This is a genomic window from Actinomyces sp. 432, assembly GCF_009930875.1.
Taxonomy (GTDB): domain Bacteria; phylum Actinomycetota; class Actinomycetes; order Actinomycetales; family Actinomycetaceae; genus Actinomyces.
The window spans coordinates 2,818,271-2,844,672 of sequence record NZ_CP025249.1 but is presented as its reverse complement, the minus strand read 5'-3'; the positions used below and the strand labels follow the sequence as shown (position 1 = coordinate 2,844,672).

The 26,402-nt window shown below is 67.6% G+C and carries 22 protein-coding genes and 2 pseudogenes; 17 read left to right on the top strand and 7 right to left on the bottom strand.

Going from position 1 to position 26,402, the window contains the following annotated elements; translation table 11 throughout:
* The first annotated feature begins 229 nt into the window (after positions 1 to 229).
* Positions 230 to 1,574, top strand: a pseudogene (locus CWT12_RS11870) (integrase core domain-containing protein).
* Between the two features lie 223 nt (positions 1,575 to 1,797).
* On the top strand, positions 1,798 to 2,367 hold the full coding sequence (pyrE, locus tag CWT12_RS11865) for an orotate phosphoribosyltransferase (RefSeq protein ID WP_202616349.1): 570 nt from the start codon (positions 1,798 to 1,800) through the stop codon (positions 2,365 to 2,367).
* A 136-nt stretch (positions 2,368 to 2,503) separates the two neighbouring features.
* On the opposite strand, the gene CWT12_RS11860 is transcribed toward pyrE, so the two are convergent.
* Together CWT12_RS11860 and CWT12_RS11855 are read right to left on the bottom strand one after the other, a co-directional pair.
* Entirely contained in the window at positions 2,504 to 2,698 is a 195-nt protein-coding gene (locus CWT12_RS11860; protein WP_161924967.1) for a hypothetical protein, read from the bottom strand.
* Between the two features lie 45 nt (positions 2,699 to 2,743).
* Entirely contained in the window at positions 2,744 to 4,330 is a 1,587-nt protein-coding gene (locus CWT12_RS11855; protein ID WP_161924966.1) for an SIR2 family protein, read from the bottom strand.
* 118 nt (positions 4,331 to 4,448) lie between these two features.
* Between CWT12_RS11855 and CWT12_RS11850 the strand changes: the two genes are divergently transcribed.
* On the top strand, positions 4,449 to 5,198 hold the full coding sequence (locus tag CWT12_RS11850) for a TrmH family RNA methyltransferase (protein ID WP_202616348.1): 750 nt from the start codon (positions 4,449 to 4,451) through the stop codon (positions 5,196 to 5,198).
* A 91-nt stretch (positions 5,199 to 5,289) separates the two neighbouring features.
* On the opposite strand, the gene CWT12_RS11845 is transcribed toward CWT12_RS11850, so the two are convergent.
* A complete protein-coding gene (locus CWT12_RS11845; RefSeq protein WP_161924965.1) occupies positions 5,290 to 5,727 on the bottom strand; it encodes an Hsp20/alpha crystallin family protein in 438 nt (145 codons plus the stop codon).
* 242 nt (positions 5,728 to 5,969) lie between these two features.
* On the opposite strand from CWT12_RS11845, the gene fbaA reads away from it, so the two are divergent.
* Both fbaA and CWT12_RS11835 read left to right on the top strand, forming a co-directional pair.
* Complete coding sequence (fbaA, locus tag CWT12_RS11840) at positions 5,970 to 7,019, top strand: class II fructose-bisphosphate aldolase (protein WP_161924964.1); 1,050 nt, start codon at positions 5,970 to 5,972, stop codon at positions 7,017 to 7,019.
* 170 nt (positions 7,020 to 7,189) lie between these two features.
* Positions 7,190 to 7,417 (top strand): hypothetical protein, encoded by a 228-nt coding sequence (locus CWT12_RS11835; RefSeq protein WP_161924963.1) that lies wholly within the window; start codon positions 7,190 to 7,192, stop codon positions 7,415 to 7,417.
* Positions 7,418 to 7,479: 62 nt separating this feature from the next.
* Here CWT12_RS11835 and CWT12_RS11830 read toward each other — a convergent pair whose 3' ends face one another.
* Positions 7,480 to 7,875 carry a type II toxin-antitoxin system VapC family toxin gene (locus CWT12_RS11830; RefSeq protein WP_237564180.1) on the bottom strand — a complete coding sequence of 132 codons (396 nt, stop codon included), beginning with the start codon at positions 7,873 to 7,875 and terminating at the stop codon, positions 7,480 to 7,482.
* The gene (locus CWT12_RS11825; protein WP_161924962.1) at positions 7,872 to 8,099 is read right to left on the bottom strand and encodes a toxin-antitoxin system antitoxin subunit; all 228 of its coding nucleotides are present in this window, start codon (positions 8,097 to 8,099) and stop codon (positions 7,872 to 7,874) included. The genes CWT12_RS11830 and CWT12_RS11825 overlap by 4 nt, the downstream gene beginning before the upstream one ends.
* Positions 8,100 to 8,436: 337 nt before the next feature.
* On the opposite strand from CWT12_RS11825, the gene CWT12_RS11820 reads away from it, so the two are divergent.
* The 4 genes from CWT12_RS11820 (at position 8,437) to CWT12_RS11805 (ending at position 12,322) form a co-directional block, all read left to right on the top strand.
* On the top strand, positions 8,437 to 9,774 hold the full coding sequence (locus CWT12_RS11820) for an ABC transporter substrate-binding protein (protein WP_161924961.1): 1,338 nt from the start codon (positions 8,437 to 8,439) through the stop codon (positions 9,772 to 9,774).
* Between the two features lie 149 nt (positions 9,775 to 9,923).
* Complete coding sequence (locus CWT12_RS11815; protein WP_161924960.1) at positions 9,924 to 10,769, top strand: carbohydrate ABC transporter permease; 846 nt, start codon at positions 9,924 to 9,926, stop codon at positions 10,767 to 10,769.
* A gap of 44 nt (positions 10,770 to 10,813) precedes the next feature.
* A complete protein-coding gene (locus CWT12_RS11810) occupies positions 10,814 to 11,674 on the top strand; it encodes a carbohydrate ABC transporter permease (RefSeq protein WP_237564416.1) in 861 nt (286 codons plus the stop codon).
* 12 nt (positions 11,675 to 11,686) lie between these two features.
* Positions 11,687 to 12,322 (top strand): DUF624 domain-containing protein, encoded by a 636-nt coding sequence (locus CWT12_RS11805; protein ID WP_161924959.1) that lies wholly within the window; start codon positions 11,687 to 11,689, stop codon positions 12,320 to 12,322.
* 151 nt (positions 12,323 to 12,473) lie between these two features.
* Here the strand turns inward: CWT12_RS11805 and CWT12_RS11800 are convergent, their stop codons facing one another.
* The gene (locus tag CWT12_RS11800) at positions 12,474 to 13,766 is read right to left on the bottom strand and encodes a hypothetical protein (RefSeq protein WP_237564179.1); all 1,293 of its coding nucleotides are present in this window, start codon (positions 13,764 to 13,766) and stop codon (positions 12,474 to 12,476) included.
* Between the two features lie 254 nt (positions 13,767 to 14,020).
* Here CWT12_RS11800 and CWT12_RS11795 point away from each other — a divergent pair, with 254 nt between their 5' ends.
* Complete coding sequence (locus CWT12_RS11795) at positions 14,021 to 15,307, top strand: adenylosuccinate synthase (protein WP_161924958.1); 1,287 nt, start codon at positions 14,021 to 14,023, stop codon at positions 15,305 to 15,307.
* 19 nt (positions 15,308 to 15,326) lie between these two features.
* On the opposite strand, the gene CWT12_RS11790 is transcribed toward CWT12_RS11795, so the two are convergent.
* A complete protein-coding gene (locus CWT12_RS11790; protein ID WP_237564178.1) occupies positions 15,327 to 16,175 on the bottom strand; it encodes an LppM family (lipo)protein in 849 nt (282 codons plus the stop codon).
* A 160-nt stretch (positions 16,176 to 16,335) separates the two neighbouring features.
* On the opposite strand from CWT12_RS11790, the gene CWT12_RS11785 reads away from it, so the two are divergent.
* The 7 genes and pseudogenes from CWT12_RS11785 to CWT12_RS11755 all read left to right on the top strand — a co-directional run bounded on the left by CWT12_RS11785 (position 16,336) and on the right by CWT12_RS11755 (position 26,206).
* Positions 16,336 to 18,180, top strand: a complete 1,845-nt coding sequence (locus tag CWT12_RS11785) for a phosphoenolpyruvate carboxykinase (GTP) (RefSeq protein ID WP_161924957.1) — start codon at positions 16,336 to 16,338, stop codon at positions 18,178 to 18,180.
* A 638-nt stretch (positions 18,181 to 18,818) separates the two neighbouring features.
* A complete protein-coding gene (locus CWT12_RS11780; protein ID WP_237564177.1) occupies positions 18,819 to 19,412 on the top strand; it encodes an endonuclease domain-containing protein in 594 nt (197 codons plus the stop codon).
* A 130-nt stretch (positions 19,413 to 19,542) separates the two neighbouring features.
* Positions 19,543 to 20,129 (top strand): annotated as a pseudogene (locus CWT12_RS11775) (isochorismatase family protein).
* 350 nt (positions 20,130 to 20,479) lie between these two features.
* Entirely contained in the window at positions 20,480 to 21,469 is a 990-nt protein-coding gene (locus tag CWT12_RS11770; RefSeq protein WP_161924955.1) for an ABC transporter permease, read from the top strand.
* Complete coding sequence (locus tag CWT12_RS11765; RefSeq protein ID WP_161924954.1) at positions 21,466 to 22,452, top strand: ABC transporter permease; 987 nt, start codon at positions 21,466 to 21,468, stop codon at positions 22,450 to 22,452. Before CWT12_RS11770 ends, CWT12_RS11765 begins: the two co-directional genes overlap by 4 nt.
* Positions 22,453 to 22,499: 47 nt before the next feature.
* Positions 22,500 to 24,221 (top strand): ABC transporter substrate-binding protein, encoded by a 1,722-nt coding sequence (locus CWT12_RS11760; RefSeq protein ID WP_161924953.1) that lies wholly within the window; start codon positions 22,500 to 22,502, stop codon positions 24,219 to 24,221.
* Positions 24,221 to 26,206, top strand: a complete 1,986-nt coding sequence (locus CWT12_RS11755; RefSeq protein ID WP_237564176.1) for a dipeptide ABC transporter ATP-binding protein — start codon at positions 24,221 to 24,223, stop codon at positions 26,204 to 26,206. The genes CWT12_RS11760 and CWT12_RS11755 overlap by 1 nt, the downstream gene beginning before the upstream one ends.
* Positions 26,207 to 26,402: the final 196 nt, after the last annotated feature.

The window sequence follows — 26,402 nt, the reverse complement described above, 5'->3', positions numbered from 1 at the left end:
CACGAACGGTGCCAGCCGTGTCGGCGGCCGCGAACAAAACGTTGAAATCATGCGGATGCCGCATTGGGCTGCATTCGCATCGACGGCGTTAATGCCGAATATGGACATTTCCGGCCTCCGCCCGTCACCAAGCGGTGTTATGTCTCAGGACATCGGTGACAGTTCTGCCTCAGGACATCGGTGACAGTTCGGGGGTTATTGGTGGTGACAGTTCGGCTGTGATGGGCCGGTGAGTAATGATCCTGTTGACCCGCGTATCAGACTTGCGATTGCTCAGTGGCCCGACGACGCCCCGCGTGGTGCGGTGACCTCGTTTTGCGCCGAGCACGCCATCCGCCGCAACACCTTCTACAAGCTGCGACGCAGGGCCGTCGAGCTGGGGCAGGCCGCTGTCCTCGAGCCGCTGTCCAGGCGTCCGAGGTCTAGCCCAGCCGCCTTAGGCCAGGACATCAAGGACCAGGCGGTGGCGGTGCGCGCCTCGATGGCGTCCTCCGGCCTGGACCACGGGCCGGTATCGGTTCATGACAAGATGGTGGCGATGGGACTGGACGCGCCCTCGCCGGCAGCTCTGGCGCGCATCTTCCGCCAACGGGGCGTGGCAAGACGCGAGCCGCACAAGCGGCCTAGGTCTGCGTGGAGGCGGTTCGTCTACCCCGCCCCGAACGCCTGCTGGCAGATGGGCGCCACCGAGTACGTCCTCGCCGGAGGACGCAAGTGCGTCGTATTCCAGCTCATCGACGATCACTCCCGCCTGGCGGTGGCGTGGCTGGTCGCCTGGTCGCAGAACCAGCGATGCTGCTATCGCGGTTTTCGACCGGGCCGTCGCCCGCTACGGGGTGCCCCAGCGGCTATTGACCGACAACGGTGCTGCTGTGAACCCCACCAGGCGGGGCATGCAGGGCGCGCTGGTAGAGCACATCAAGACTCTTGGGGTTGATGCGATCACCGGCAAGCCGTACAAGCCAACCACTCAGGGTAAGAATGAGCGCTTCCACCAAACCCTGTTCCGCTACCTGGACAGCCAGCCCTTAGCCAAAGATCTCAAGGAGCTGCAGGCCCAGGTCGACGCCTTCGATCACCTGTACAACAACGAGCGCCCCCACCAGGGCCTGCCCGGGCGCATCACCCCGGCCCAGGCATGGCAGGCCACCCCCGTCGCCGCTCCACCGCGCCCCGACCCCGCGCGTGATGAGCCGGTGATCCCTGGAGGCCCACCGGACCCGAGCGCCGCGGTCGCACAGCAGGCCCTGGACGACTACGAAGTCCTGGCCGACAAGGGGCGCCGCAGCCGGTCCCGGCTCGGCGAGCAGGGCGAGCGGGCCAAGACGATCGCATCCAACGGCACCGTCACGATCGCTAACACCTCGTTCCTGGTCTCCAGGAAACGTGCCGGCCAACAGGTCACCGCCTGCTGGGACGCCACCGCTATCCGGTTCGTCGACACCGACGGCGAGGTCATCACCAGTTACCCCTGGCCCGACCCAGCCACCAGGTACGTCAGCCACCACGACCCCAGCACACGCTCCAACCGCGGCAGACCCCGAAAACAACCACAAGTGTCACCGATGTCCTGACACACCAAGTGTCACCGATGTCCTGAGGCAGAACTGTCACCGATGTCCTGAGACATCACACCCGTCACCAAGCGGTGCGCAGACGCGAATCCTCCACAACCATCGGCATCCCACCATCCACACACCCATCCCCTCCTCGCCATCACAACCTCAAACGCCAAGGGCCGGTTTGAGATCGTCCAGCAGCCACCGCCGGGTTAGCCTTGGCGGCGTGAGTACCGACGTGATCGCCAACGACTCCCACCGCGCCCGCCTGGCCGAACTGATCCGCGACCTCGCCGTCGTCCGCGGAAAAGTCACCCTCGCCTCCGGGTTGGAGTCCGACTTCTACGTGGACATGCGCCGCGCCACCCTGCACCACGAGGCCGCCCCCCTCATCGGCCACGTCATGCTGGACATGCTGGAGGAGGCCGGGCTGAGCACCGAGGACGTCGACGCCGTCGGCGGGCTCACCATGGGCGCCGACCCGGTTGCCACCGCCATGCTGCACGCGGCCGCCTCCCGCGGGCTGGACCTGGACGCCTTCGTGGTGCGCAAGGCCGCCAAGGACCACGGCATGAAGCGCCGCGTGGAGGGCCCCGACGTCGCCGGCCGCAACGTGGTAGTCCTGGAGGACACCTCCACCACCGGCGGCTCCCCGCTGGAGGCTGTCGCCGCGCTGCGCGAGGCGGGTGCGAACGTGCTCGCCGTCGCCGTGATCGTGGACCGCGCCACCGGGGCGCGCGAGCGGATCGAGGCCGCCGGCCTGCCCTACCACGCTGCCCTCGGACTCGCGGACCTGGGACTTGACTGACACCGCGGACCGGTCCGGGCCGCCCGGGACCGCCCCGCAGGCTCCACGTGTGAGCGGGGGCCGGGAGGCCAGCGCTAGGACGAGGACTGCGTTAGGACTGTATCTGCAGCGTCCGTCAGCTTCGGATCGGCGACGGTCAGGCGCTTCTTGCCGTCTTTGACTGCGGTTCGGTGCGCTGCGGCTTGGATCGCGTGCGAATGTTGCGACGGCCGGTACGCACGGTCACCAGACGGAACCGAGTTCCGTCGCCAGTGACCGGGACGGCGACAACGCGCTCTTCCTGTGCGGGCTGATTCGGTGACTGCGGTAGAGACTGCATCATCATCGTCATGTCTGCTCCTTAAGAGACCAACTCAGGATACATGACTCGCGGCGGCTAGGCGAGCGGCACGAGCTGGCGTTCAAGAACATCGGCTACGTCTTTGACGAGCTTGTCAAGGTAATCATGAAGGGCGTGGTCCTCGACTATGGTATCAGCGAGATCCTGGGCGTTTTTCGAACCGGTGTCAGCGTCATCTGCGAGTTGGACTGCGATCGTGACGGATCCGCATACGGTTGGTGGTTTGTTCGGCTGGGAGATTGTCACGCGCTGTCCAAGAATTGCGTCCCAGTGCTCTATGTCTTTCGTCTCCACTTGCTGCGTTTCAGAATGTAGGGCCTGTGCTGCTACCCACATACTGCCTGGTCGAGTGCTTATCGTCTTGACGACTTCCGGAATCAGGAAGACGTGTCCTTGCTTGCCGATCCTGTGCAGTTGATGGGAGCCGTCGGCGAGCCATACTGACACGTCTGACCGTGCAAGCCGGTCGTCCTTCAGGTTTAGCGTGGCACATTTGACGAACGCCCGGGATGTAGTCTCGAGACGGTTGCCGCTGACAACGCTGTTGAAGATGTGAGAAACGCGTTCTTGCGGTGACTGGTTGTCGCTGCGGGAAGTGGAACCGGCGCCATAGCGATACAGGTACTCCTCGATTAGCGTCGTTGCGTCAGAAAAGTGTTCCGTGATAAGCACCGTGATTCCGAGTTGTTCCCACTGCTTTTCGAGAAGTCGACGGTAATCCGCGAAATCGGCGTCCCCCAGATCCTGTAGCCCGCCTAAGCTCTCCTTCGCGATCACCAGGTAGCCCAGAGGGACGCTCTCAGTGGGAGATGCTGACTCGTCGCTGTTGCATGACCTAGATGCGGAGTTTCGTATCGCTTCGAACCATGCCTGTAGATCGTGGTCCGTCAGTGAGTGTCCGACTATGAAAAGGCTGAATCCGGATGTTCTGATTGCATTCAGCAACTCGAGTTGCCAACTGCTCTTGTCGTGCAATACTTTATTGTAGTCGGACTGGGTTACTATGGGGTTGACAGATGTGAATCCTGTGAGAGTTCCACCCTCCCATGACATTGTGTCATCAACATAACCGTGCAGGTGAAATACCGTAGGGAGATACCTGTCGTTTCCGTTATTGTCGCTGATGAAAGATTCGCTCGGTTGGAAATCGTCTAGAACAAAGACGTCTGATCTGTTGTAGTCCGCTGCGGCTCCTTCGTGCAGCAGATCGAAATTGGTGGTCAGGATCGGAAGCCCGTGAGCGGCCGCGTGCCTAGCGAGAATGTAATGCAAGGTGGTTGGAGGTGCGATGGCGTCATCGGGGGTGTTGGCGGGGTGCAGCGCGCGTGCGACCAGTGATCGCCAAGCGTCGTCAGGGTCGACGCCCTGCTTGACTGCCGTCGCATGGCATGCTGCGCGGGCGCCTTCGGCGATGACTTGTCTGTTGCCGGCGGCGGCGAGGTATCCGCGCGCGGAGTCTCGATCCGGCAGTGCGCCCGAGCCCACCAGCAGGTTGATGACGAAGTCATCCCAAGTGGGGTAGCCGGCCTCGTATGAGATTCCCGAACCGGTGAGGAAGATCAGTTTGTCTGGAGGCGTGACGATGCGGTCGATCAGTTCCCGGGTGATGTCGGGGAAGGCCATGGGACTCCTCGGACGACGTCGTCATGTTGAAGCCGTGTCGGTAGGACGGTCACTAAGCTACCGCAGGTGCGATCGTGGATGTGGTCGTATGTCGCGTACTGGCAGGGGACAGATGATGATGTTGGGATACCGAGGTGAACGGTGTGCGGGTGACGTCGGCGGCGCTGATCCGGACATCCCAGACGACCGCGACACCGCCGACCCGTCCGGGCCGCTCGAGCCCGATGCGCGGACAGAGGAGGGTGCGCCGCGCGAGGTCGGGGTCGGGCCGTGGCCCGGTGGGCGGGACGACTGGCCCGACGACCCCCGCTACGACCGGGCGCTGCTGGCCGACGGCGACCGCCGCAACGTCGTCGACCGCTACCGCTACTGGACAATCGAGGCGATCCGCGCCGACCTGGCCGACCGCGCCCACCCGCTGCACGTGGCCGTGGAGAACGTCGCCCAGGACCTGAACATCGGGTCGATCGTGCGTACCGCCAACGCCTTCAACGTGGCTGCCGTGCACATCATTGGGCGGCGCCGCTGGAACAAGCGCGGCGCCATGGTCACCAACCGCTACCTGGATGTGCGCCACCACCCCGAGCCGGACGCGCTGCTGGAGTGGGCCGCCGAAGCCGGCTACGAAGTCGTCGGCATCGACAACGGGCCGCGGGCGGAGCTATTGGAGGAGGCCGTACTGCCCGAGCGCTGCCTGATGGTGTTCGGCAGCGAGGGGGAGGGCATCAGCCCGGCACTGTTGGCGCGCTGCTCCCGGGTGCTGCGGATCGGCCAGTACGGCTCCACCCGCTCCATCAACGTGGCCGCCGCGGCCGCCGTCGCCATGCACACCTGGGTGCTGCAGCACGCCGGGCCCGCCCCCGACTGAGTCGAGAACGGGCCCGGCGGTGAACAAGCGGCCGTGGCCGGGTTGCGACGAGCGCTGGGCGGGACGACGGCGGGCCGCCCCGGCGCTGCGGTCAGCTCTGCTCGGCCTCGATGACCGGGTGGTTGGCCGGGGCGTGGGTGACCTCGATCTTGCGGGGCTTGGCCTCCTCGGCCACCGGGATGGTCAGGGTCAGCACGCCGTCGGTGTACTGGGCGGAGATGCGGTCCAGTGCCAGCCCGTGGCCGAGCGTGAGCTGGCGGGCGAAGGTGCCGCTCGGGCGCTCGTGGGCGAGCCACTGCACGTCCTTGGCGTCGGTGGCCGGGCGCTCGGCGCGCACGGTCAGGGTGCGGTCCTCGACGTCGACGTCGATCGTCGCGGGGTCCACGCCGGGCAAGTCGATGCGGGCAACGAAGGACTCGCCCTCGCGGTATAGGTCGAGCGGCATACCGACGGATGCGGGCGTGCGTACCATGCCGCCACTCAGCCAGCGGTCCAGGTCGCGGAACGGGTCGAATGCTGATGCTGCCATGTCAACCACCTCCAGTGGTTGCGGCCTCGGAGGTTCCGAGAGTCGCGCGGCTGGGCGTCCTTGCACCCAACCAGCTGCACCTCAATTGTGGCACCGCTCTAGGCAGGGTGATCCAGGTCATCGCCGACGGTGAAACCTCGGCTCGGAACCAACCGGGACCATGATCCGGTTCACCGACGCGCAAATCCGTGACAGAATCAGCGGTGCACCACTGACTATTCACTTTCCTCAGGAGGCACCCAGTGGCCATTGCAACCCCGGAGTCCTACGCCGACATGCTTGACCGCGCCAAGGCCGGCAAGTACGCCATCCCCGCGATCAACGTCACTTCCTCGCAGACCCTGTCTGCGGCGCTCAAGGGTTTCGCCGACGCCGAGTCCGACGGAATCGTCCAGATCTCCAACGGCGGCGCCGCCTACTGGTCCGGCTCCTCCCGGCTCGACCGCGTCAAGGGCTCTGTTGCCTTCGCGGCCTACGCCCGCGCTGTTGGTGACCTCTACCCGGTGACGATCGGTCTGCACACCGACCACTGCCCCAAGAAGATGCTCGAGCCCTGGATCCTCCCGCTGCTGGAGATGGAGGCCGAGCAGGTCAAGCGCGGGGAGCTGCCGATGTTCAACTCCCACATGTGGGACGGCTCGGCCGAGTCCCTGGATGACAACATTGAGATCGCCGTGGACATGCTGGCGCGCGCGAAGGCCGCCAACACGGTCCTGGAGATCGAGATCGGCGCCGTCGGCGGCGAGGAGGACGGCATCTCCGGTGACGAGAACGCCAACCTCTACACCACGGCCGATGACGCCTGGCGCGCCATCGAGGCCCTCGGCCTGGGTGAGAACGGCCGCTACATCACCGCCCTGACCTTCGGCAACGTGCACGGCTCCTACAAGCCCGGCCACGTCAAGCTGCGCCCGGAGATCCTCGGCGACATCCAGAAGGACGTCGCCGCCCGCCTGGGCGACCGCCTGTCCACCAAGGTGGGCGTGAAGGACTCGCCGTTCGACCTGGTCATGCACGGCGGCTCCGGCTCCACCGACGAGGAGATCGCCACCGCGGTGCGCAACGGCGTCATCAAGATGAACGTGGACACCGACACCCAGTACGCCTTCACCCGCCCGGTCGTCGACCACATGCTGAAGAACTACGACGGCGTGCTCAAGATCGACGGCGAGGTCGGCAACAAGAAGACCTACGACCCGCGCGTCTGGGGCAAGGCTGCCGAGGAGGGCATGGCCGCCCGCGTGGTCGAGGCCTGCGAGCGCCTCGGCTCCGTCGGCTCCGCCAAGCGCTGATCGTCCCGACGACGGCGTGCCCGGCGGTGGCCTTGCCTCACCGGGCAGCCGTGCGTGCGGAGAGCGTCTGAACGCGCTGTGACATTGGCGGCGGCCCCGGCACCCACGCGGTGCCGGGGCCGCCGGCTTCCGCGGAGAACAACGGGATGCACGAGTTGAAGGGGAGTCCCATGACTGTAACCGGCGAGCGCACGCGGCACCGTCGGCCGACTGCCAGGCGGGTGGCCGCGCAGTTCCTGTGGTCGCTCATGGTGGCGCGAGTCCTGCTGGGGCTGGAGAACGGCGACCTGCTGTCCATCGAGGCGTGGCTGACCCCGCGTGTCTGGCTGTATCCACTCTTCTTCGGAGTCATGGGCGTGTACTCCTACCTGTACTGGATGCGCCACCGGGACGACTGAGCACACCGCCTGGCGAGGCGGGGCGTGCTTGATGTCGGCGCCGGGCCGGTGGCGTCGGCAGGTTAGACGGCGATGAGGCGCAGAGTGGGGGTGACGGCGCGCAGGTCGCCCGGGTCCGAGGTCACCACCGCGTGGCCATGCTCGTGGGCGTGCAGTGCCACATGGACGTCGACGATGTCAGGGTGTCCGCTGCGGCGGCATAGCAGCCCCACCGCCCGCGCCGTCACATCGTCCAGCGGGATGACCTGAACCGCGGGGTCACCGAGCAGGCGGGCGACACGCGCTTGGCGGGGTCCTCCTCGCCAGGCTTGGGCGACGACGCCGGCGGGTACTGCCAGTGCCATCCCGGCCTCGGTCGCCCGGCGCAGCAGGGCCCGCATTCTGGCGTCGCCGCGCTCGAGCGCCAGCAGCGCCCCGGTGTCCAGGGTCAGGCCCGTGACCTCGACGTCCGTAGTCACGCCAGTCCGAGGGCGCGGTCGGCCCAGGCCAGGTCGGCGTCGTCGACCTGGCCCAGCTCGCGGTCCAAGTCATCGAGCAGCTCGGTCAGGCCGTCTTCGCGCTCGGCGCGGGCGACCGCGGCGCTGATGTACCCGGACGCCGACGCCGCCCGCCCCTGCGCAACCGCGCGCCGGATCGAGCTGACCTGCGCATCCGGGAGGCTTACCGCAATCTTCTGAGTCATACCAGAATCATACCGCTCGGGTCGGAATGCGGCAGCGGCATGACAGGCGGAGGTTGGCGTGAGGGGCGGTGTGAGGACGAGTACCGGCCTGCAATGGGTCGGCGCAGTCCTTGCAAAAAGGTTACAGGATGGGGCTGTGAATGCACACAAAACCCCGCATCCGCCCATGAATGCCCCGAATCTGGTTTGCAAGGCTTGCAACAAGCCGGGGTGTCGTGTGTAATGGGGGCGTCAGCGCCGTCGGGCGATGGGCCGCTTCGCGGTTCGTGACGCACGATTGGCAGCCGCTCTCTCCGGGCCTCGGTCCGGCAACTCCGTGTCCAAGGGAGGACAATCAATGCGACCCATCACCCGTCGCTCTATGCTCGGTGGCTCCGCGGCGGTCGCGCTCGCCGCGACTCTGGCCGCCTGCTCCAACGGGTCCGACTCCGGCGACTCCGGGACCGGCTCGGTCTACTTCCTGAACTTCAAGCCCGAGGCCGAGGAGGTTTTCAAGACCATCGCCTCCACCTACACCGAGAAGACCGGTGTCCAGGTCAAGGTCGTCACCGCCGCCTCCGGCACCTACGAGCAGACCCTGCAGACCGAGGTAGCCAAGTCCAACCCGCCCACGATCTTCAACATCAATGGCCCGGTCGGCCTGGCCACCTGGCAGGACTACGCGCTCGACATCTCGGACGCAGACTTCGTCAAGGACCTCACCGACCCGTCCATGGCCCTGACCGACGATGCCGGCACCGTCTACGGCTCCCCGCTCGCAACCGAGGGCTATGGCCTGATCTACAACGGCGAGATCATGGACGCCTACTTCGCGACGGACGGCGCCAAGGCCTCCTCCATCGATGAGATCAAGGGCTTCGACAAGCTCAAGGAGGTCGTCGAGGACATGCAGTCCAAGAAGGACGAGCTGGGTATCGACGGTGTCTTCGCCTGTACCTCCTTCACCCCCGGTGAGGACTGGCGCTGGCAGACCCACCTGGCCAACTACCCCATCTACTACGAGTTCAAGGACAAGGGCGTCACCGACACTCCTGACCTCGAGCTGACCTACTCGGACAATTACCGGCAGATCTTCGACCTCTACCTCAACAACTCCACGGTCGAGCCCTCTGCGCTGTCCTCCAAGTACGTTTCGGACTCGATGGCCGAGTTCGCCCTGGGCAAGGCCGCCATGGTCCAGAACGGTAACTGGGCCTGGTCCCAGATCTCCGAGGTCGACGGCAACGTCGTCAAGGAGGACCAGATCCACTTCATGCCGATCTACATCGGCGTGGACGGCGAGGAGGACTCCGGCATCGCGCTGGGAACCGAGAACTTCCTGTCGATCAACTCCCAGGCCTCCGAGGCGGACCAGCAGGCCTCCATCGACTTCCTGAACTGGCTGTTCATGGATGCCGAGGCCGCCAAGCTGCTCACCGACAACTCCGTGGTCTCCATGGCTCCCTACTCGGCCTTCGCCGAGCTCGCCCCTGCCGACCCGCTCGGCGCCGAGGTCGTGGAGTACATGAACAACGATGACCTGTACCCGATCAACTGGGTCTTCCAGACCTTCCCGAGCCAGGACTTCAAGGACCAGGTCGGCCAGCACCTGTCCCAGTACGCCTCCGGCGCCGAGGATTGGGACGACGTCAAGAACTACTTCGTCGAGGAGTGGCACGCCGAGAAGAGCGCCTGATTCTCCGCACCCCGACAGTGGCCGTCGAGTGGCCCTTGTAGGATCGTGAATTAACGACGGCGGCGCCCGGTGACACTGCCGGGCGCCGCCTGTCATTCCCACTCAACCGCCCTGTCGCCGCCCGCCTCCGTGAACCCCTCGAGACACACATGACCAAGTCGCTCAAGAAGTACTTCCTCGTTTTCACCGGCCCCACGCTGATCGCCTTCCTCATCGCGTTCATCGTGCCCTTCTTCATGGGCCTGTACCTGTCACTGACCAAATTCACCACGCTCACCAACGCCAAGTGGGTCGGCTTCGACAACTACCAGACCGCGCTGACCGGCAACACCGGCTTCGTCAAGGCGCTCGGCTTCACCGCCCTGGTCTCGGCCATCTCCATCATTACTGTCAACCTCGGCGCCTTCGTCCTGGCTTACCTGCTCACCCGCAAGCTGCGCGGCACCAACCTGTTCCGCTCGGTGTTCTTCATGCCGAACCTGATCGGCGGCATCGTCCTGGGCTACACCTGGCAGGTCATGCTCAACGCGATTCTGCGCCACTGGGGTCAGACCATCGTCAACGACTGGCGCCTGGGCATGGCCGGCCTGATCCTGCTGATCAACTGGCAGCTCATGGGCTACATGATGATCATCTACATCGCCGGTCTGCAGAACGTGCCGCCGGAGCTGATCGAGGCGTCCCAGATCGACGGCGCCGGAAAGTGGATGACCCTGCGCCACGTCACCATCCCGATGGTCATGCCCTCCATCACCATCTGCCTGTTCCTCACCCTGGCCAACACCTTCAAGATGTACGACCAGAACCTGGCGCTGACCAACGGCGCTCCGCTCAAGCAGACGCAGATGGCGGCGCTGAACATCGTCGACCTGATGTACAAGCAGGTCGGCAAGCAGGGCATCGCCCAGGCGCAGGCCGTCATCTTCTTCATCATCGTTTCCGTCATCGCCGTGCTGCAGCTGCGCGCGACCCGCGCCAAGGAGGTTGAAGCGTGAGCACCGAGACCCTCGCCCCCATGGGCCCGACGGCCATAAAGCCGATGCAGCCCTCCAAGCCCGCCCGCCGCAAGCAGACGGCCGGTCAGAACCTGCTCACCGCCCTGCTGACGGTGCTGTCGCTGATCTGGATCATTCCGCTGCTGTTCATCCTGATCAACTCCTTCAAGGGCAAGTTCTTCATCTCCGACTCGCCCTTCTCCCTGCCCACCGGCGAGACCTTCGCCGGGCTGAGCAACTACATCACCGGTCTGCAGCTGTCCGGCTTCGCCCGGGCCCTGGGCTGGTCGCTGTTCATCACCGTCGGCTCGGTGGCGGTGATCGTGCTGCTGACGGCCATGACCGCGTACTACATCACCCGCGTCAAGACCTGGTGGACCTCCCTGATCTACTACCTGTTCGCCTTCTCCATGATTGCCCCCTTCCAGCTGGTCATGTTCCCCACCGTCAAGATCGCCGACGCGCTGGGCCTGGCGACGCCGTGGGGCATGATCATCCTCTACCTGGGCTTCGGCGGCGGCCTGTCCGTGTTCCTGTTCGCGGGCTTCATCAAGTCCGTGCCGATGGACATCGAGGAGGCCGCCTACATGGACGGCTGCACCCCGCTGCAGAGCTACTTCCGGGTGGTGATGCCGCTGCTCAAGCCGACGTCGGTGACGGTCGCGGTCCTGAATGCCATGTGGGTGTGGAACGACTTCCTCCTGCCGAACCTGGTCATCGGCCAGGACGAGCGCTACAAGACGGTCCCCATCGTCATCCAGATGCTCGTCGGCTCCAACGGCAACCGCGACATGGGTGCCCAGATGGCGATGCTGGTTCTGGCCATCATCCCGATCGTCGTCTTCTACGCCTTCGGCCAGAAGTACATCGTCGAGGGCGTCGCCGCCGGCGCCGTCAAGGGTTGAGCCGCCCACGTCATGTCCGGTTTCCTAAGACCCGACTCGGCCTTCTACCGGGCGTGGTCTGCGGCCGCCGACCTCGTCGTCGTCAACCTGCTCACCCTGCTGGGGTGCCTGCCCATCATCACCGCGGGCGCAGCGCTTACCGCCTGCGCCCGCGTGGTGATGGAAATGGCGCGCGATGAGGACACCTACACGGTGCGCACCTGGTGGCACTCGTTCCGCACCAACCTGGCCCAGTCGCTGGCCTGGTGGCTGCCGGCGCTCGCCGCGGCGGGACTGGCCGCCTGGATGAACCTGTCACTCTCCCAGCTGGGCGGTGCCGCCCTGACTGGTCTGGTCGACGCCGGGGCGCTGCTGATCGTCGCCGTCCTGATCTGGCTGGTGCCGCTGGTCGCCTTCTTCGACAACACCGTCGGCGCGCACGTGGCCAATGCGGCGCGCCTGGCCGTCGGGGCGCTCGGCCGCACCGCCGTGTGCCTGCTTCTGCTTGCCGTCCCCGTGATCGTGGTTGCCCTGCCCGGCGCCCGCGCCGCCGCCGGCTGGTTCATGGTGCTGCTCGGCGTCGCCTTCATCGGCTATCTCATGGCTCTGGTGCAGCGGCCCGTGATTGACCGCCTGCGCGCCGCCGCCCCAACTCGCCGGGGTCGGTAGAAGTTACGTGCCGAGGTCGGTCGATAAGGCGAAGACGTAGCTGCGTCCCGGCGCTCTGGTCCATGAGAGCCGCTCACGGACCAGAGCGCCGGGACGCCGGACCCGGTAGGCGACGGCGTGGCGGTATGCGCCGGTGCCGAAAAACCGGGTCTCAGTGCTTGAGCTCGGCGTCAATCACCGTCATCTCATTGGGCACCACGCTCAGGTCCAGGCTGGAGATCAGCTCACCGGTGGAGATCTGTACGAGGTGCAACTTCTTGGCGGCGTGGTCGGTGACGTAGGCGAAGTCGCCTGCCGTCTTCACATTGGGGCCGGGCTCCTGCCAGTTCTCATTCTCCGTCCAGGGCGTGACCACATCCACCTGCTTGGTCACGGCGGCGGACGCCGGATCGAGGATGTTCAGCTTGCCGTCGTAGGTGAGCACCACGCCTTCCCCATCGGCGCCGCGGCCGAAGGAGCGGAACCAGTAGGCCGAGCCCAGCTCCACGGTCTTGGTGGTGGCATCGGTCGTGTCGATGATGCCGACCCGCGTGGGATGCTCGGGCTCCGCGCCGTCGACCGGCTCGACGGTCTTGTAGTCGGTGAGCACATAGGGGGAGTCGGGGGAGCCGAATTGGTTGCCGCTGCGCTGATACGCCTCCGGCACCGCCACCTTGTGGAACTGCCCATCGCGGAACACTACCGAGCCGTTGGTGCAGCCGAAGCTGGCCACGTCCTCGCCCTGGGCTGTGGCCTCGCCGTGGACGCCGGGGCAGTCGGTCGACTCGGCGCCGATGGAACCGTCGGCCTTGCGCTCATGGATCGTGTGTCGCTCGTCCTCGGTCCCCTCGGTCACCAGGACGCTGCCACTGGCCAGGGGGACGGCGACGCCGTGGTGCGGGTCATTCGTCTTGAAGCTGGTCAGCTCCTCGGGGCTGAGCTGCCCGTCCTCCAGGGCGTTGGTCTCAAAGATGGTCACCGTGCCCGTGCCGTCGTCGAATACGGCCGTCTTCCCGGCGTGGGTGACGACGTGTCCGGGGGTCTCCGCCGCGATCACCGACCCGGTGAGCTTCGGGGTGGTGGTGTAGTAGTGGTTGTGGTCCCCGTGGGGTTTGACGATCATTCCCAGGTCAAGGACCTCGAATCCCTCGGCGGAGGAGACGAGCACGTGGCGGCCGTCCCCGGCCGGGTTGAGGCGCAGGAAGCCCTCCTTCTCGATGTCCGCCACGACGGAGCCGTCGGAGGTGTCCACGATCTGGATGCCGCCGTCGTAGGCGATGGCGGCGCGCGGGTCCACGTCGGCGACCTCCACGGGTTTCTCCGACGACGCCGTGGTGGCCTGCGCCTGCGTGGTATCGGGGGAGCCGGGGTCTCCCGCTGGGGATGACCCGCAGGCGGTCAAGGTCATGGTCAACGCCGCTGCGGCGGCCAGGATGAGATTTCTGGTATGGGGAATCGTTCTCATACGTTAAACGGTAATGATTATCGTTAAGTGCTGCAACTCGGTCACATCCACCTGAAGCGGCGGGGCTTCGGCCGCAACGGTCGGAGGCGTCCGCGTGCTGCCGGGACAAGCCGTCGGAGCGTGTCCGCCAGTCGGCGTTGCCCGTGGGCGGCTCCTGGCGCGGGTAGGCTGACCCGCGGCGCGTCCGCAGGCCGCGCCTGTCCCAAGGGGCGCGCAGGAGCACCGCGGGGCACCCACTCACACAGGGAGCAGCAATGCCAGCCGTCGTCGTCGTCGGGACTCAATGGGGAGACGAAGGAAAGGGCAAGGCGACCGACCAGCTCGGCCAGGGCGTCGACTACGTCGTCAAGTTCAACGGCGGCAACAACGCCGGCCACACCGTCGTCATCGACGGCGAGTCCTTCGCCTTCCACCTACTGCCCGCGGGCGTGCTCACCCCCGGGGTCACCCCCGTCATCGGTAACGGTGTGGTGGTGGACCTGGAGGTGCTGTTCTCCGAGATCGAGGAGATCACCTCCCGCGGCAAGGACGCCTCCTCGCTGAAGATCTCCGCCAACGCCCACCTGATCCCCTCCTACAACCGGGTCATGGACCGCACCACCGAGCGCTTCCTCGGTGCCCGCCAGCTGGGCACCACCGGCCGCGGCATCGGCCCCACCTATGCGGACAAGATGAACCGCGTGGGCCTGCGCGTGCAGGACCTGTTCGACGAGTCGATCCTGCGGCAGAAGGTCCACTCCGCCCTGGATCAGAAGAACAGCCTGCTGCTCAAGGTCTTCAACCGGCCCGCCATCGACCCCGACGCCGTGGCCGACGAGCTGCTGTCCTACGCCGACCGCGTGCGCCCCATGGTCGTGGACACCTCCCTGCTGCTCAACCGGGCCCTCGACGCCGGCAAGACCGTCCTGTTCGAGGCCGGCCAGGCCACCATGCTCGACATCGACCACGGCACCTACCCCTTCGTGACCTCCTCCAACCCGACCGCCGGTGGCGCCTGCACCGGCACCGGCGTGGGGCCCACCCGCATCGACGCCGTCGTCGGCGTGGTCAAGGCCTACACCACCCGCGTCGGCGAGGGGCCCTTCCCCACCGAGCTCGCCGACGCCATGGGTGAGCGGCTGCGCGCCGAGGGCGGTGAGTACGGGGTCACTACCGGCCGCCCGCGCCGCTGCGGCTGGCACGACGCCGTCGTCACCCGCTACGCCGCCCGCGTCAACGGGCTCACCGACTTGGTCATGACCAAGCTCGACGTGCTCACCGGGCACGAGACCATCCCCGTATGCGTCGCCTACGACGTCGACGGCGAGGTCACCTCCGAGATGCCGCTGACCCAGACCGACTTCCACCACGCCAAGCCGGTCTACGAGGAGCTGCCCGGCTGGAGCGAGGACATCACCGGCGTGCGCCGCTTCGAGGACCTGCCCGCAGCCGCCCGCGACTACGTGCTGCGCATCGAGGAGCTCGCCGGCTGCCGCGTCTCCGCCATCGGGGTGGGTGCGGGCCGCGAGGCCACCATCACCCGCCACCGGCTACTCGGCTGAGGCGGGGGCGGCCGCGGCGTCAGGAACGGTGCCGGCGCAGCGCGGCCGCACCCACTGCCGCGCCGACCCCGGCGACCCCCGCGACAATCCACCACCCGTAGCGGTCCCAGGTGGAAACGCCTGTCCCCGCCGTGGCGTACCCCGATGCGCTCACGCCGTCGTACAGGACGTCGGCATCCTCCCAGGTGACCGTGGTGCCGGAGACGGTGCCGCCGCCGGCGTCGACGACGGCGCCCGGGAAGGTGATCGACAGGTGGGCATCCACAACCGTGTTCAGCGATTCCGCCGTGGGGGAGAGGCCCGAGTCCTCCGGTGCTGAGTCATCTGGGCCCGTGGTCGGGTTCGAGGCGGAGTTCGCGGTGGCGGGCGCTGCGGCTGTCGCGTCGTCGTTAGCCGCGCCGTCGGCGCCCTCGGCGCCCGAAGCGTCGGCGGCTACGTTGCCATAACCGGCCAGGTGTACGACGTACAGGTCGCCGTCGCGCGCCACCAGCAGGCCGGCGTCGGCACTGGAGCCGGAGGCGCCGACGTCCGGGATGGGCACGCCGGTGACGTGCACCTCGCAGCCCAGGCCGTCGGCGTCGTCGGCGGATCCGAGCGGGGATGCGGTCACGCCCACGCCGTCCGCGGTGCCGACGAGCGATTCGGCGGCGAGCTCCTGGCAGTCGGAGGCCTCGGTGAAGACCGTGCCCGTGGTGTCGCGCATGACCAGATCGGCGTCGTAGGTGCCGGAGGCGTCCAGGCGCATGTCCATATGTGCGGTGCAGCCCGACAGCAACAGCACGGCTGCGGCCCCCGCCAGCGCAGTAAGCCCGCGTAAAGCGCGTGGGCGCGCGGAATGACGGATGACGAGGCAGGGGTTGACGGCCATGCCCCGACGCTACACGCACGCGGATGTGGCGGGAAACACCACCCCGGGAGGGCGCGAATGTGCGGACGAGGGACCTTCGGACGTGACCTTCGGCGACGGATGAGGAAGGATAGGACCCGACCCCGTTGAGTCATGAGAACCAAAAGAAAGAAGGACTCACATGACTGTGTCTGAGCAGGACGTCCGGGCGGCTGCACCGGCCAACGCCCCCGAGGACGTCATTGCCTTTGCCGTCCGTCTCGCCGAGCTCGGCAAGCCGGAAGACGTCTACTTCTGTGACGGTTCCGAGGAGGAGTGGGACCGCCTGACCTCCGAGATGGTGGAGTCGGGCATGTTCGTCCGCCTCAACCCGGAAAAGCGCCCCAACTCCTTCCTCGCGCGCTCGCTGCCCAGCGATGTTGCCCGCGTGGAGTCCCGTACCTTCATCTGCTCCGAGAAGGAGGAGGACGCCGGCCCGACCAACAACTGGTACGACCCGGCCGAGATGAAGAAGATCCTCAACGAGAAGTTCGACGGCACCTACGCCGGCCGCACGATGTACGTGATCCCCTTCTCCATGGGGCCGCTCGGCGGTCCGATCTCCCAGCTGGGCATCGAGATCACCGACTCCCCGTACGTCGTCACCAACATGCGCATCATGACGCGCATGGGCGCCAAGGCCATGGACCTGATCAACGAGGGGCGCACCTGGGTTCCCTGCGTGCACTCCGTCGGCGCCCCGCTGGCCCCCGGCCAGGAGGACACCACCTGGCCCTGTAACGACGAGAAGTACATCACCCAGTTCCCGGAGACCAACGAGATCTGGTCCTACGGCTCCGGTTACGGCGGCAACGCCCTGCTGGGCAAGAAGTGCTACGCGCTGCGCATCGCCTCGACCATGGCCCGCCGCGACGGCTGGATGGCCGAGCACATGCTCATCCTGCGCCTGACCGATGAGAAGTCCGGCAAGCAGTACCACGTCACCGCGGCCTTCCCGAGCGCCTGCGGCAAGACCAACCTGGCCATGCTCCAGCCGACCATCCCCGGCTACAAGGTCGAGACCGTCGGTGACGACATCGCCTGGATGCGCCCCGGCGAGGACGGCCGCCTGCGCGCCATCAACCCCGAGGCCGGCTTCTTCGGCGTCGCCCCGGGCACGTCGTACAAGACGAACCCGGTGGCCATGGACACCATGAAGGCCAACACCATCTTCACCAACGTCGCCCTGACCGACGACGGCGACGTGTGGTGGGAGGGCATCGACGCCGAGCTGCCGGACCACCTGATCGACTGGCAGGGCAACGACTACACCCCCGCCGATGCCGAGGCCGGCAAGAAGGCCGCGCACCCGAACTCGCGCTTCACTACGCCCGCTGCGCAGTGCCCGATCATCTGCCCGGACTGGGAGGCCCCCGAGGGCGTTGCCATTGACGCCATTCTGTTCGGCGGTCGCCGCGCCACCAACGTGCCGCTGGTGGCGGAGCAGTACAGCCCAGCGCACGGCGTCTTCATCGGCTCCGCCGTGGCCTCCGAGGTCACCGCTGCCGCCACCGACGTCAAGGCCGGCTCGCTGCGCCACGACCCCTTCGCCATGCTGCCCTTCTGCGGCTACCACATGGCCGACTACTGGGGCCACTGGCTGGAGATGCAGGAGCAGCTGGGCGAGAACTTCCCGAAGGTCTACCAGGTCAACTGGTTCCGCAAGGACGCCGACGGCAAGTTCCTGTGGCCGGGCTACGGCGACAACTCCCGCGTGCTCGACTGGATCGTGCGCCGCTCCGCCGGTGAGGTCGAGGCCATCGAGGGTGTGACGGGCCTGTACCCGAAGTTCGAGGACTTCAACCTCGACGGCGTGGACGTCGACGAGTCCGTCTGGAACCAGATGTACGACATCGACCCCGACGCCTGGGCTGCCGAGATGGACTCCACCGAGGAGTACTACGAGCAGTTCGGTGACAAGGTCCCGGCTGCGATCCGTGAGGAGCTGGCCAAGTTCCGCGAGCGCATTGCCGCCGCCAAGGCCTGAGCGCTGAGCGCTTAGTCGGGTCCCCGGTCCACTGGGCCGGGGACCCGTCGTTTGTGGCGTGGGAACGTCGTCTGGGGCGGGTGTCAGAATTGATGACAAACGGGCTGGTCGCCGTCGGCGTCGTCCTTGAAAACGGTGGAATCACGCGGATACGGAGTTGCCGCGGGCGTGTGCCCGCAGCGTTTGTCATCATTTTTGACACATTGAGGGGCGCTCGGAGGGCAGGTGCGCCCGGTGTCCACAGGCACGGTTCGTGCGGGGGCAGTTCACAGAGCTCGTTCGGGCGGTTGGCGCGGCGTCTTCAACCGGCGCAGCCTCGGGCTATGAGACAGGATGACGACATTCTGGTGCGGGTACGGGCTTGCCATGGCGCCGTTCGGCTACGGGACTTGCACCCGGATCGGACGGAGCGGCGTCACGTCGCGAGGCTGGTCGAGGCACGTGAGCTGATTGCGCACCCCCATGGGGTGGTGAGTTTGCCCGGCGTGGGCTGGGACCTGGTGCTGGCGCGCATCCACGGCGGGGTGATTACCTGTATGCACGCCGCCAGGCACTATGGGTACCCATGCCCGCGGCTGTGGACGCCGGTGCATCTGGCGGTTCCTCGCGGCAGAACAGTGCCTTCGCTCAAAGGCGAGGTGCTGCATGCTGAAGGCTCCCTTGAGCCGCCTCCCCTGACTCGGTTCCCGGTGGCGTCGGCGCCGCTCATGCTGGCGCGCTACCTGCGCTGCGATCCCGACCGTGAAGCGCCACTTATGGCCTGCGACGCCGCCCTTCACCGGGGACATACCAGTGTCGAGGCGATTGCGGCGCTGCTGCGGGGCCCGGGGTCTCGGCAGGCGTTACGGCGGCTGGCGCTGGCCAGTCCGCGGGCGCGCTCCCCGCTAGAAACTCTGGCCCGTTTGCAGTTGCACGACGCCGGGATCCCCTTCGAGGACGGGGTGGTCATTCCGCGTGTGGGAGAGGTGGACCTGCTGGTTGGCGGCCGCCTGGTTATGGAGCTGGACGGCTACACCTACCACGAGGACGACTTTCAGTTCGCTAAGGATCGCACCCGTGATCGGGAACTGGTCCGACAGGGGTATCGAGTTGCTCGTTTCACCGGCAAGGACGTCCACCTCGGGAAGGTGGGCGCGGAGGTCCGGAGCCTGTTGGCCGCATGCGATGACCTACTCGGCCGCCCGCACGTGGCTGTCAAAAATGATGACAAACGGGGGCGCCGACGTTCTTGACGGTCTTGAAAATGGCGAAATCATGCGGGCACCGCGCTGGTGCGCGCGGTCGCGCGAGCCGTTTGTCATCAATTTTGACACTGGGCCGCTCCGCCTTGTGTCAAGACACCAGGGTGGCTAGCGTGGCGCTATGACCGCAGCCAGCCGTGCCCTGATAATCGTCGACGTTCAGCCGACCTTCTGCGAGGGAGGCGCCCTGGCCGTACCCGGGGCAACGCCGTCGCCGCTCGGGTGGCCGACTACGCGTCCGCTCACCGCGGCGACTACGAGCTGGTGGTAACCACCCAGGACTGGCATATCGACCCCGGAGAGCACTTCTCCGATACCCCGGACTTCGTGGACACCTGGCCGCCGCACGGCGTCGCCGGCACGGCCGAGGCCCAGCTGCACCCCGCCCTGGCGGGGCTGGCGCCGGACGTGAGTGTGAAGAAGGGTCAGTACGCCGCGGCCTACTCCGGTTTCGAGGGTGTGGACGAGACCGGCTCCGTACTGGACGCGGTTCTGCGCTCCCACGGCATCGAGGCCCTGGACGTGGTCGGGCTGGCCGAGTCCCACTGTGTGAAGGAGACGGCGCTCGACGGCGTGCAAGGCGGCTACCGGGTACGCGTCCTGACCGACCTGACTGCCCCCGTCAGCCCCGAGCAGGGTGAGGCGGCCCGCGCCGCCATGGCGGAGGCGGGCGTGGAACTCGTCCCCTCCGACGCCGACGTCGGCTGACTCCGCCGCTGGCGGGGTGCGGCGTGATAGCTACCGAACTCGGCGGTCATATCTACCGAACTCGGTGGTTTTGTCTACCGAACTCGCTGGGGTGGGTGAGAGCCTGGTCTCACAATGCCGTGGCTACTCGTCAAACTACTCAGCACGCTGCTAGCGTCTCGCCCCGACGCCACCCGGCGTCGGCGGTCGAACCGGCTCTCCGGAGCGTGCCGAACGCAATCCGATCCCCGGAGGAACCACCTAACATGCTGGCCGAGCGAATGTGTTGTTGCTGTCGTTGACGACAGCTCCATACCCGTTCGCCATCCATTCCGAGCGCTCTGCGCTCCCGAGCCCATGTGAGGTGCCCCGTGCACACGTCCGTCCAGGACCCCCCTGACGCCGCGTCGGCGCCCGCCGACGCCGTCCCAACAGCCCTCGCCGCGCCCGGCGCCGGGGCCTCACCCACCTCCGCTGCGCGCGCCCGCCTGCGTCGGCTGCGCTCCGACCGGGCGGCCGTGATCGGGGCCGGCATCGTGATCCTGACGACCCTGGTCGCCTTGTTCGCCCCGCTGATCACGCGCGCCCTCGGCGTGGACCCCTACACCTACGACCTCGACGCCCTGGACGCGGCGGGGCTGCCGCTGGGCCGCTTCGGCGGAATCAGTGCCGCCCACCCCTTCGGCGTGGAGCCGCAGACCGGGCGCGACCTGTTCGCCATTGTGGTTGAGGGCACCCGCACCTCCTTCGCGATCGGCATGGGCGCCACCGTCCTGTCCATGGTCATCGCCATCATCCTGGGCGTGTCCGCCGGGTACTTCGGCGGCTGGTGGGACGCGCTGGTCTCCCGCCTGACCGATATCACCCTCGGCTTCCCCAATCTGGTGTTCATGATTGCGGTGTCCGCGATCGTGCCCGCGACCGCCCCACGCGTGCCGGTGATGATCGCCATCATTGGGATTCTCGGCTGGCCCTCAACCGCCCGGGTCCTGCGAGCCCGCACCCTGTCCCTGCGCTCACGCACCTACGTGGGCGCCTCCCGGGCCATGGGCGCCTCCCAGTGGCATGTTGTCACCACGCAGATCCTTCCCGGCCTGGTGGCCACGATCATCGTGTTCACCACTATCTCCATCCCCGGCAAGATCACCTCCGAGGCGGCCCTGTCATTCCTCGGGGTTGGTGTGGCCCCACCCACCCCTTCCTGGGGACGCGCCATCGGCAGCGCGGTGACGTGGGTGAGCACGGATCCCTGGTACCTACTGTTCCCCGGCGCCGCCCTGCTGACGGTGACTCTCGCCTTCAACCTGTTCGGTGACGGCCTGCGCGACGCCCTTGACCCCAGGACCGGTGAGGCCCGATGAACCGCCTGCGCTTTCTTGCCTCCCGCACCGCCCAGACCCTGCTGGTGCTGGTGATCATCGCCTTCGTGACCTTCGCGGTCTTCTCCCTGTGGCCCTCTGACCCCGCCACCATGGCCTGCGGCAAGCCCTGCACGCCGGAGAACCTGGAACGTGCCCGCGGCTTCATGGGCTACGACCAGCCCTGGTACACCCAGTTCTGGAACTACCTGTCCGGGATCTTCACCGGGCGCACCTTCGGCTCGGGCGCCTCCGCGATCACCTGCGCCGCCCCGTGCCTGGGCTACTCCTTCCGCCTGTCGACGCCGGTCACGGAGCTGATCGTCTCCCGGTTGCCGGTGACCGCATCGATTGCGATCGGCGCCGCTGTCCTGTGGCTGATCATCGGCGTGGGTGCGGGTGCGGTCTCCGCACTGAGGCGCGGCAGCCGCCTGGACCGGGCGATCATGACTGGAACCGTCATTGGCGTGTCGACGCCGTCGTACCTGCTGGGCCTGCTCGGCATCCTCCTGTTCGGCTTCACCCTGGATATGGTGCCCGTCTCCGGCTATGTGCCGCTGACGGACAGTCCCATTGACTGGGCGTGGCACCTGGTTCTGCCATGGTGCGTGCTGGCCCTGATCTCCGCCGCCGTCTACGCACGCATGGTGCGTGGAGAGATGCTGGAGAACCTGGGTGAGGACTACGTGCGCACAGCCCGCGCCGTCGGCCTGCCCGAGCGCCGGGTGATTGGCCGCCACGTGATGCACAACGTGTCCCTGCCGGTGCTGACCTACTTCGCCCTCGACCTGGGCGGCATGCTCGGCGGCGCCGTCATCACCGAGCGCGTCTTCTCCATGCCTGGGCTCGGCGCCCTGCTGATGGACGCCGTCGGCTCCACCGACCTGCCGGTGATCACCGGTGTCACGCTGGTCTCCGCCGCCTTCGTGATTGTGGCGAACCTGCTGATGGACGCTGTGGCCACCTTCATCGACCCACGGGTCTGAGCCCCCGAATTCCACTTCTGCCGTCATCCACCCGAAAGGACAAACTCATGTCTTCCACCCGCCCGACGACGTCGCAGCCCGCCTCCGCGCGGCGCTCCGAGACCGGTCTCGCTGTCTCCCGCCGCGGCCTGCTGGCCGGGGCCGGTGTCTCCGGCCTGGCCCTGGCACTGGCCGCCTGCGGCGCCAACTCCCGCAGCTCCGCCGGTGCTGAGAGTGCCGCGGCCGCCACGGGCGCGTCCGGCGGCACCCTGTACGTGCTCAGCACCGACACCGACATCAACTGGGACCCCGCCAAGAGCCAGTCCCTGGCCACCACTTCCCTGGCGCTGGTGCACCGCCGCCTGACCACCTGGGACATCACCGCCGACGGCGTACCCGCCGTCGTACCCGACCTGGCCACGGACACGGGTACCGCCTCAGATGACGGCCTGACCTGGACCTACACCCTCAAGGAGGGCATCACCCTGGAGGACGGCACCCCGATCACCGCCTCCCAGATCAAGTACGGCATCGAGCGCTCCTTCGCCCCCGCCCTGTCCGGCGGGCTGGGCTACCACAAGACCCTGCTGGCGGGCGCCGGCGACTACACCGGCCCCTATGACGGGGAGCACCTGGACTCCATTGAGGTGCCGGACGAGACCACCATCATCTTCCACCTGGACCACGCCTACGGCGACTGGCCGTGGATCGTGTCCCTGCCGGCCTTCGCGCCCGTGCCCGAGGCCAGCGATGACCCCGCCACCTACGCCCAGGCGCCCGTGGCCTCCGGCCCCTACCGGGTGCAGGAGTACCGCCAGGGCAACTCGGTGACCCTCGCCCGCAACGAGAACTGGTCGGCAGCCACAGACCAGGTGCGCTCAGCCCTGCCTGACGAGATCGTCTTCTCCCTGGGGCAGGACGAGGACACCGTCAGCCAGCGGCTGATCGCCGACTCAGGCAATGACCAGTACGCCTTCTCCGCCCAGCTGCTGACCGCGTCCAAGCTGGCCCAGGTCAGTGCCAACGACTCCGTGTCCGCACGCCTGGCCACCTCCGACCCGGGCCCGCTGCTGTACCTGGCGATCAACACCGAGCGCATCACCGACCCGGAGGTGCGCCAGGCGATCGCCTACGCTGTTGACAAGACCGCCGTGCAGCGCACCCTGGGCGGGGAGCTGGGTGCCGGCATCGCCACCACCTACATCACCCCGGGCATCCCCGGGCAGGAGGACTACGACCTCTACCCCACGGACATGGACAAGGCCAAGGAGCTGCTGGAGGGCAAGGAGGTGCCGGAGCTGATCCTGCTGTCGCAGAACAATGAGGCGCGCCTGGCGATCTCCCAGGCCGTGCAGCAGTCGCTGACCGAGCTGGGGCTGAAGGTGACCATCGACCCGCAGACCACCGACGCCTACACCGAGCGGGCCACCCAGGGCGACGGCTCCACCTACGACCTGACCGTGGTGTCCTGGAACCCCGACTACCCGTCGGCCAACGCCAACATTCAGCCCCTGTACGCCTCCTCCGAGATCGGCCAGGGCGGGCACAACGTCTCCCGCTACTCCGAGCCGGAGGTGGACCGGCTGATCACCGAGGCGCTGCAGGAGACCGACGCGGAGGCGGCCGCCGCCAAGTGGGCGGCGCTGGACCGGCGTATCGCCGAGGATGTTCCCGGGGTCCCGCTGGTCAACCGCCGCAACTCCTTCCTGCACGGCTCGAAGGTGACCGGCTTCTTCGTGGCGCCCTTCCCCGCCTACCCCAACTACCTGGTGCTGGGAGTGAGCGAGTAGTGCGCGGCCGGGAGCAGGAGCCGACCGGGGAGCGGACGGCCGACTCCGACCAGGCCGTGACGGCGCAGCAGGCGACGGACGCGCCGAAGCCCTCGGTCAGGGACGCGGTGGAGCCCGTCCCGGTGCTGTCGCTGCGCGGCTTCGGGGTGTCCTTCGCCGGCACGGTCGAGCACGCCAGTGCCGATATCGACCTGGACCTGGTGCCCGGCCGGGTGCTCGCCCTGGTGGGCGAGTCCGGGTCCGGCAAGTCGGTTACCGCCATGGGCGCCCTCGGCCTGCTCCCGCCTACCGCCGTCGTTACCGGCTCCGCCGTCGTGGTCGACGCGCCCCGTGCCCCCGACGCCGCCGACCGCACCGCGGACGGAGCGCCGGCACCCGCTGCCCCGCCGGACCTGCAGCTGGTGGGGGCATCCCGGGAGGTGCTTGACGATGTGCGCGGGCGGCTGGTCGGCACCGTGTTCCAGGAGCCGACGACGGCGCTGGACCCGCTGGAGACCATCGCCGCCCAGATCGGTGAGGCAGTACGCATTCATGCGGTGGGTCGTCAGCGTCGCAGCCAGGTGCGTGCCCGCGTGCTGGAGCTGCTCCGGCGCGTGGGCCTGGGGGATGGTGAGCAGGTTGAGCGCATAGCCCGCTCCTACCCCCACCAGCTGTCCGGCGGTCAGCTGCAGCGCGCCTGCATCGCCCTGGCCATGGCCGCGGACCCGCCGGTCCTGATCGCGGACGAGCCGACCACGGCCCTGGACGTCACCGTGCAGGCCGGGATCCTGGACCTGCTGCGCTCGCTGACCGAGTCCGGGGTCGCCGTGCTGCTGATCACGCATGACATGGGGGTGGTCGCGGATGTGGCCGACGACGTCGCCGTCATGCGGCATGGCCGAATTGTGGAGCGGGGCCGTACCCGGGAGCTGTTCGCCCACCCGGGCCACCCCTACACCCGCGCCCTGCTGGCAGCCGTGCCTCGGCTGGAGTCCCTGCGCGCCGGGGACGTGGGGTCCAACGCGGATAACGCAGCGGGTAATGCTGCGGAGGGCACGGCGGGTAACGCAGTGGATGGGGCTGTGGAGGGTACGCAGACGCCGCAGGAGGGCAGGTCGAGTGCAGCGCCGCCTCCGGGCGGGGCCGCGGTTGCGGCGGTTAGCGCCGGTGCCCCTGGCGACGGGCAGCCGCAGGGCGAGTCCGTCGTCGAGATCCGCGGGCTCGACGTCGTCTACCGCAACCGCCGCCGCAGGGTACACGCGGTGCACGACGTGTCCCTGCACATCGACGCGGGCGAGGTACTAGGCCTGGTGGGTGAGTCCGGCTCGGGGAAGTCAACCATTGCCGGCACCCTGACCGGGCTGGTGCCTATCGCAGCCGGGTCGGTGCGCGTGTGCGGCGTGGAGGTGGCCGGAGCCGGGCGCCGCGCTCTCCTGCCCGCGCGGCGGGCCACCGGCGTCGTCTACCAGAATCCGGCGTCCTCCCTGAACCCGCGCCGTACGGTGGGTGCCGCCATTGCCGAGCCGATGCTCGTGCACGGAGGCTATAGCTCCGCTGAGCGGCGGGCCCGGGTGCGTGAGCTGCTGGATGCCGTCCGCCTGCCGGAGGCTCTGGCGGACCGCTACCCGCATGAGATGAGTGGCGGCCAGCGGCAGCGCGTCGCCATCGCCCGGGCCCTGGCCTTGGACCCGCGGCTGGTGATCGCGGACGAGCCGACCAGTGCCTTGGACGTGTCGGTGCAGGCGGTGGTGCTGGAGCTGCTGCGTCAGCTGCAGTCCGAGCTGGGCTTCGCCTGCCTGTTCGTCTCCCACGACCTGGCGGTGGTGGACTCCCTGGCCACCCGGACGGTGGTGCTCGCTCATGGGCGGGTGGTCGAGGCAGGGCCCACCCGGCAGGTGCTCGCCCACCCGCGCGAGGAGTACACGCGGCGGCTGGTCGGGGCCGTGCCGGTTCCCGACCCCGACGCCCAGGCCCGCCGGCGCGCCGCGCGCCTACGGGCTGCCTGACCCGAACCGGCTCGTACCGGTACCTGCCGCCCGCGCCCTCCCCACCGAGACCGGCACTTGTTACGTGCCGAGACCGGCACTTGTTACGTGCCGAGACCGGTAGAAGTGACGGCGGTGGTGCCTCCGAGGTGAGTACGGCGCACGGCAAGTTCACAATGCGGGTTCGCCTCCGGTGAAGGGGCTGACGGGAGGCCGG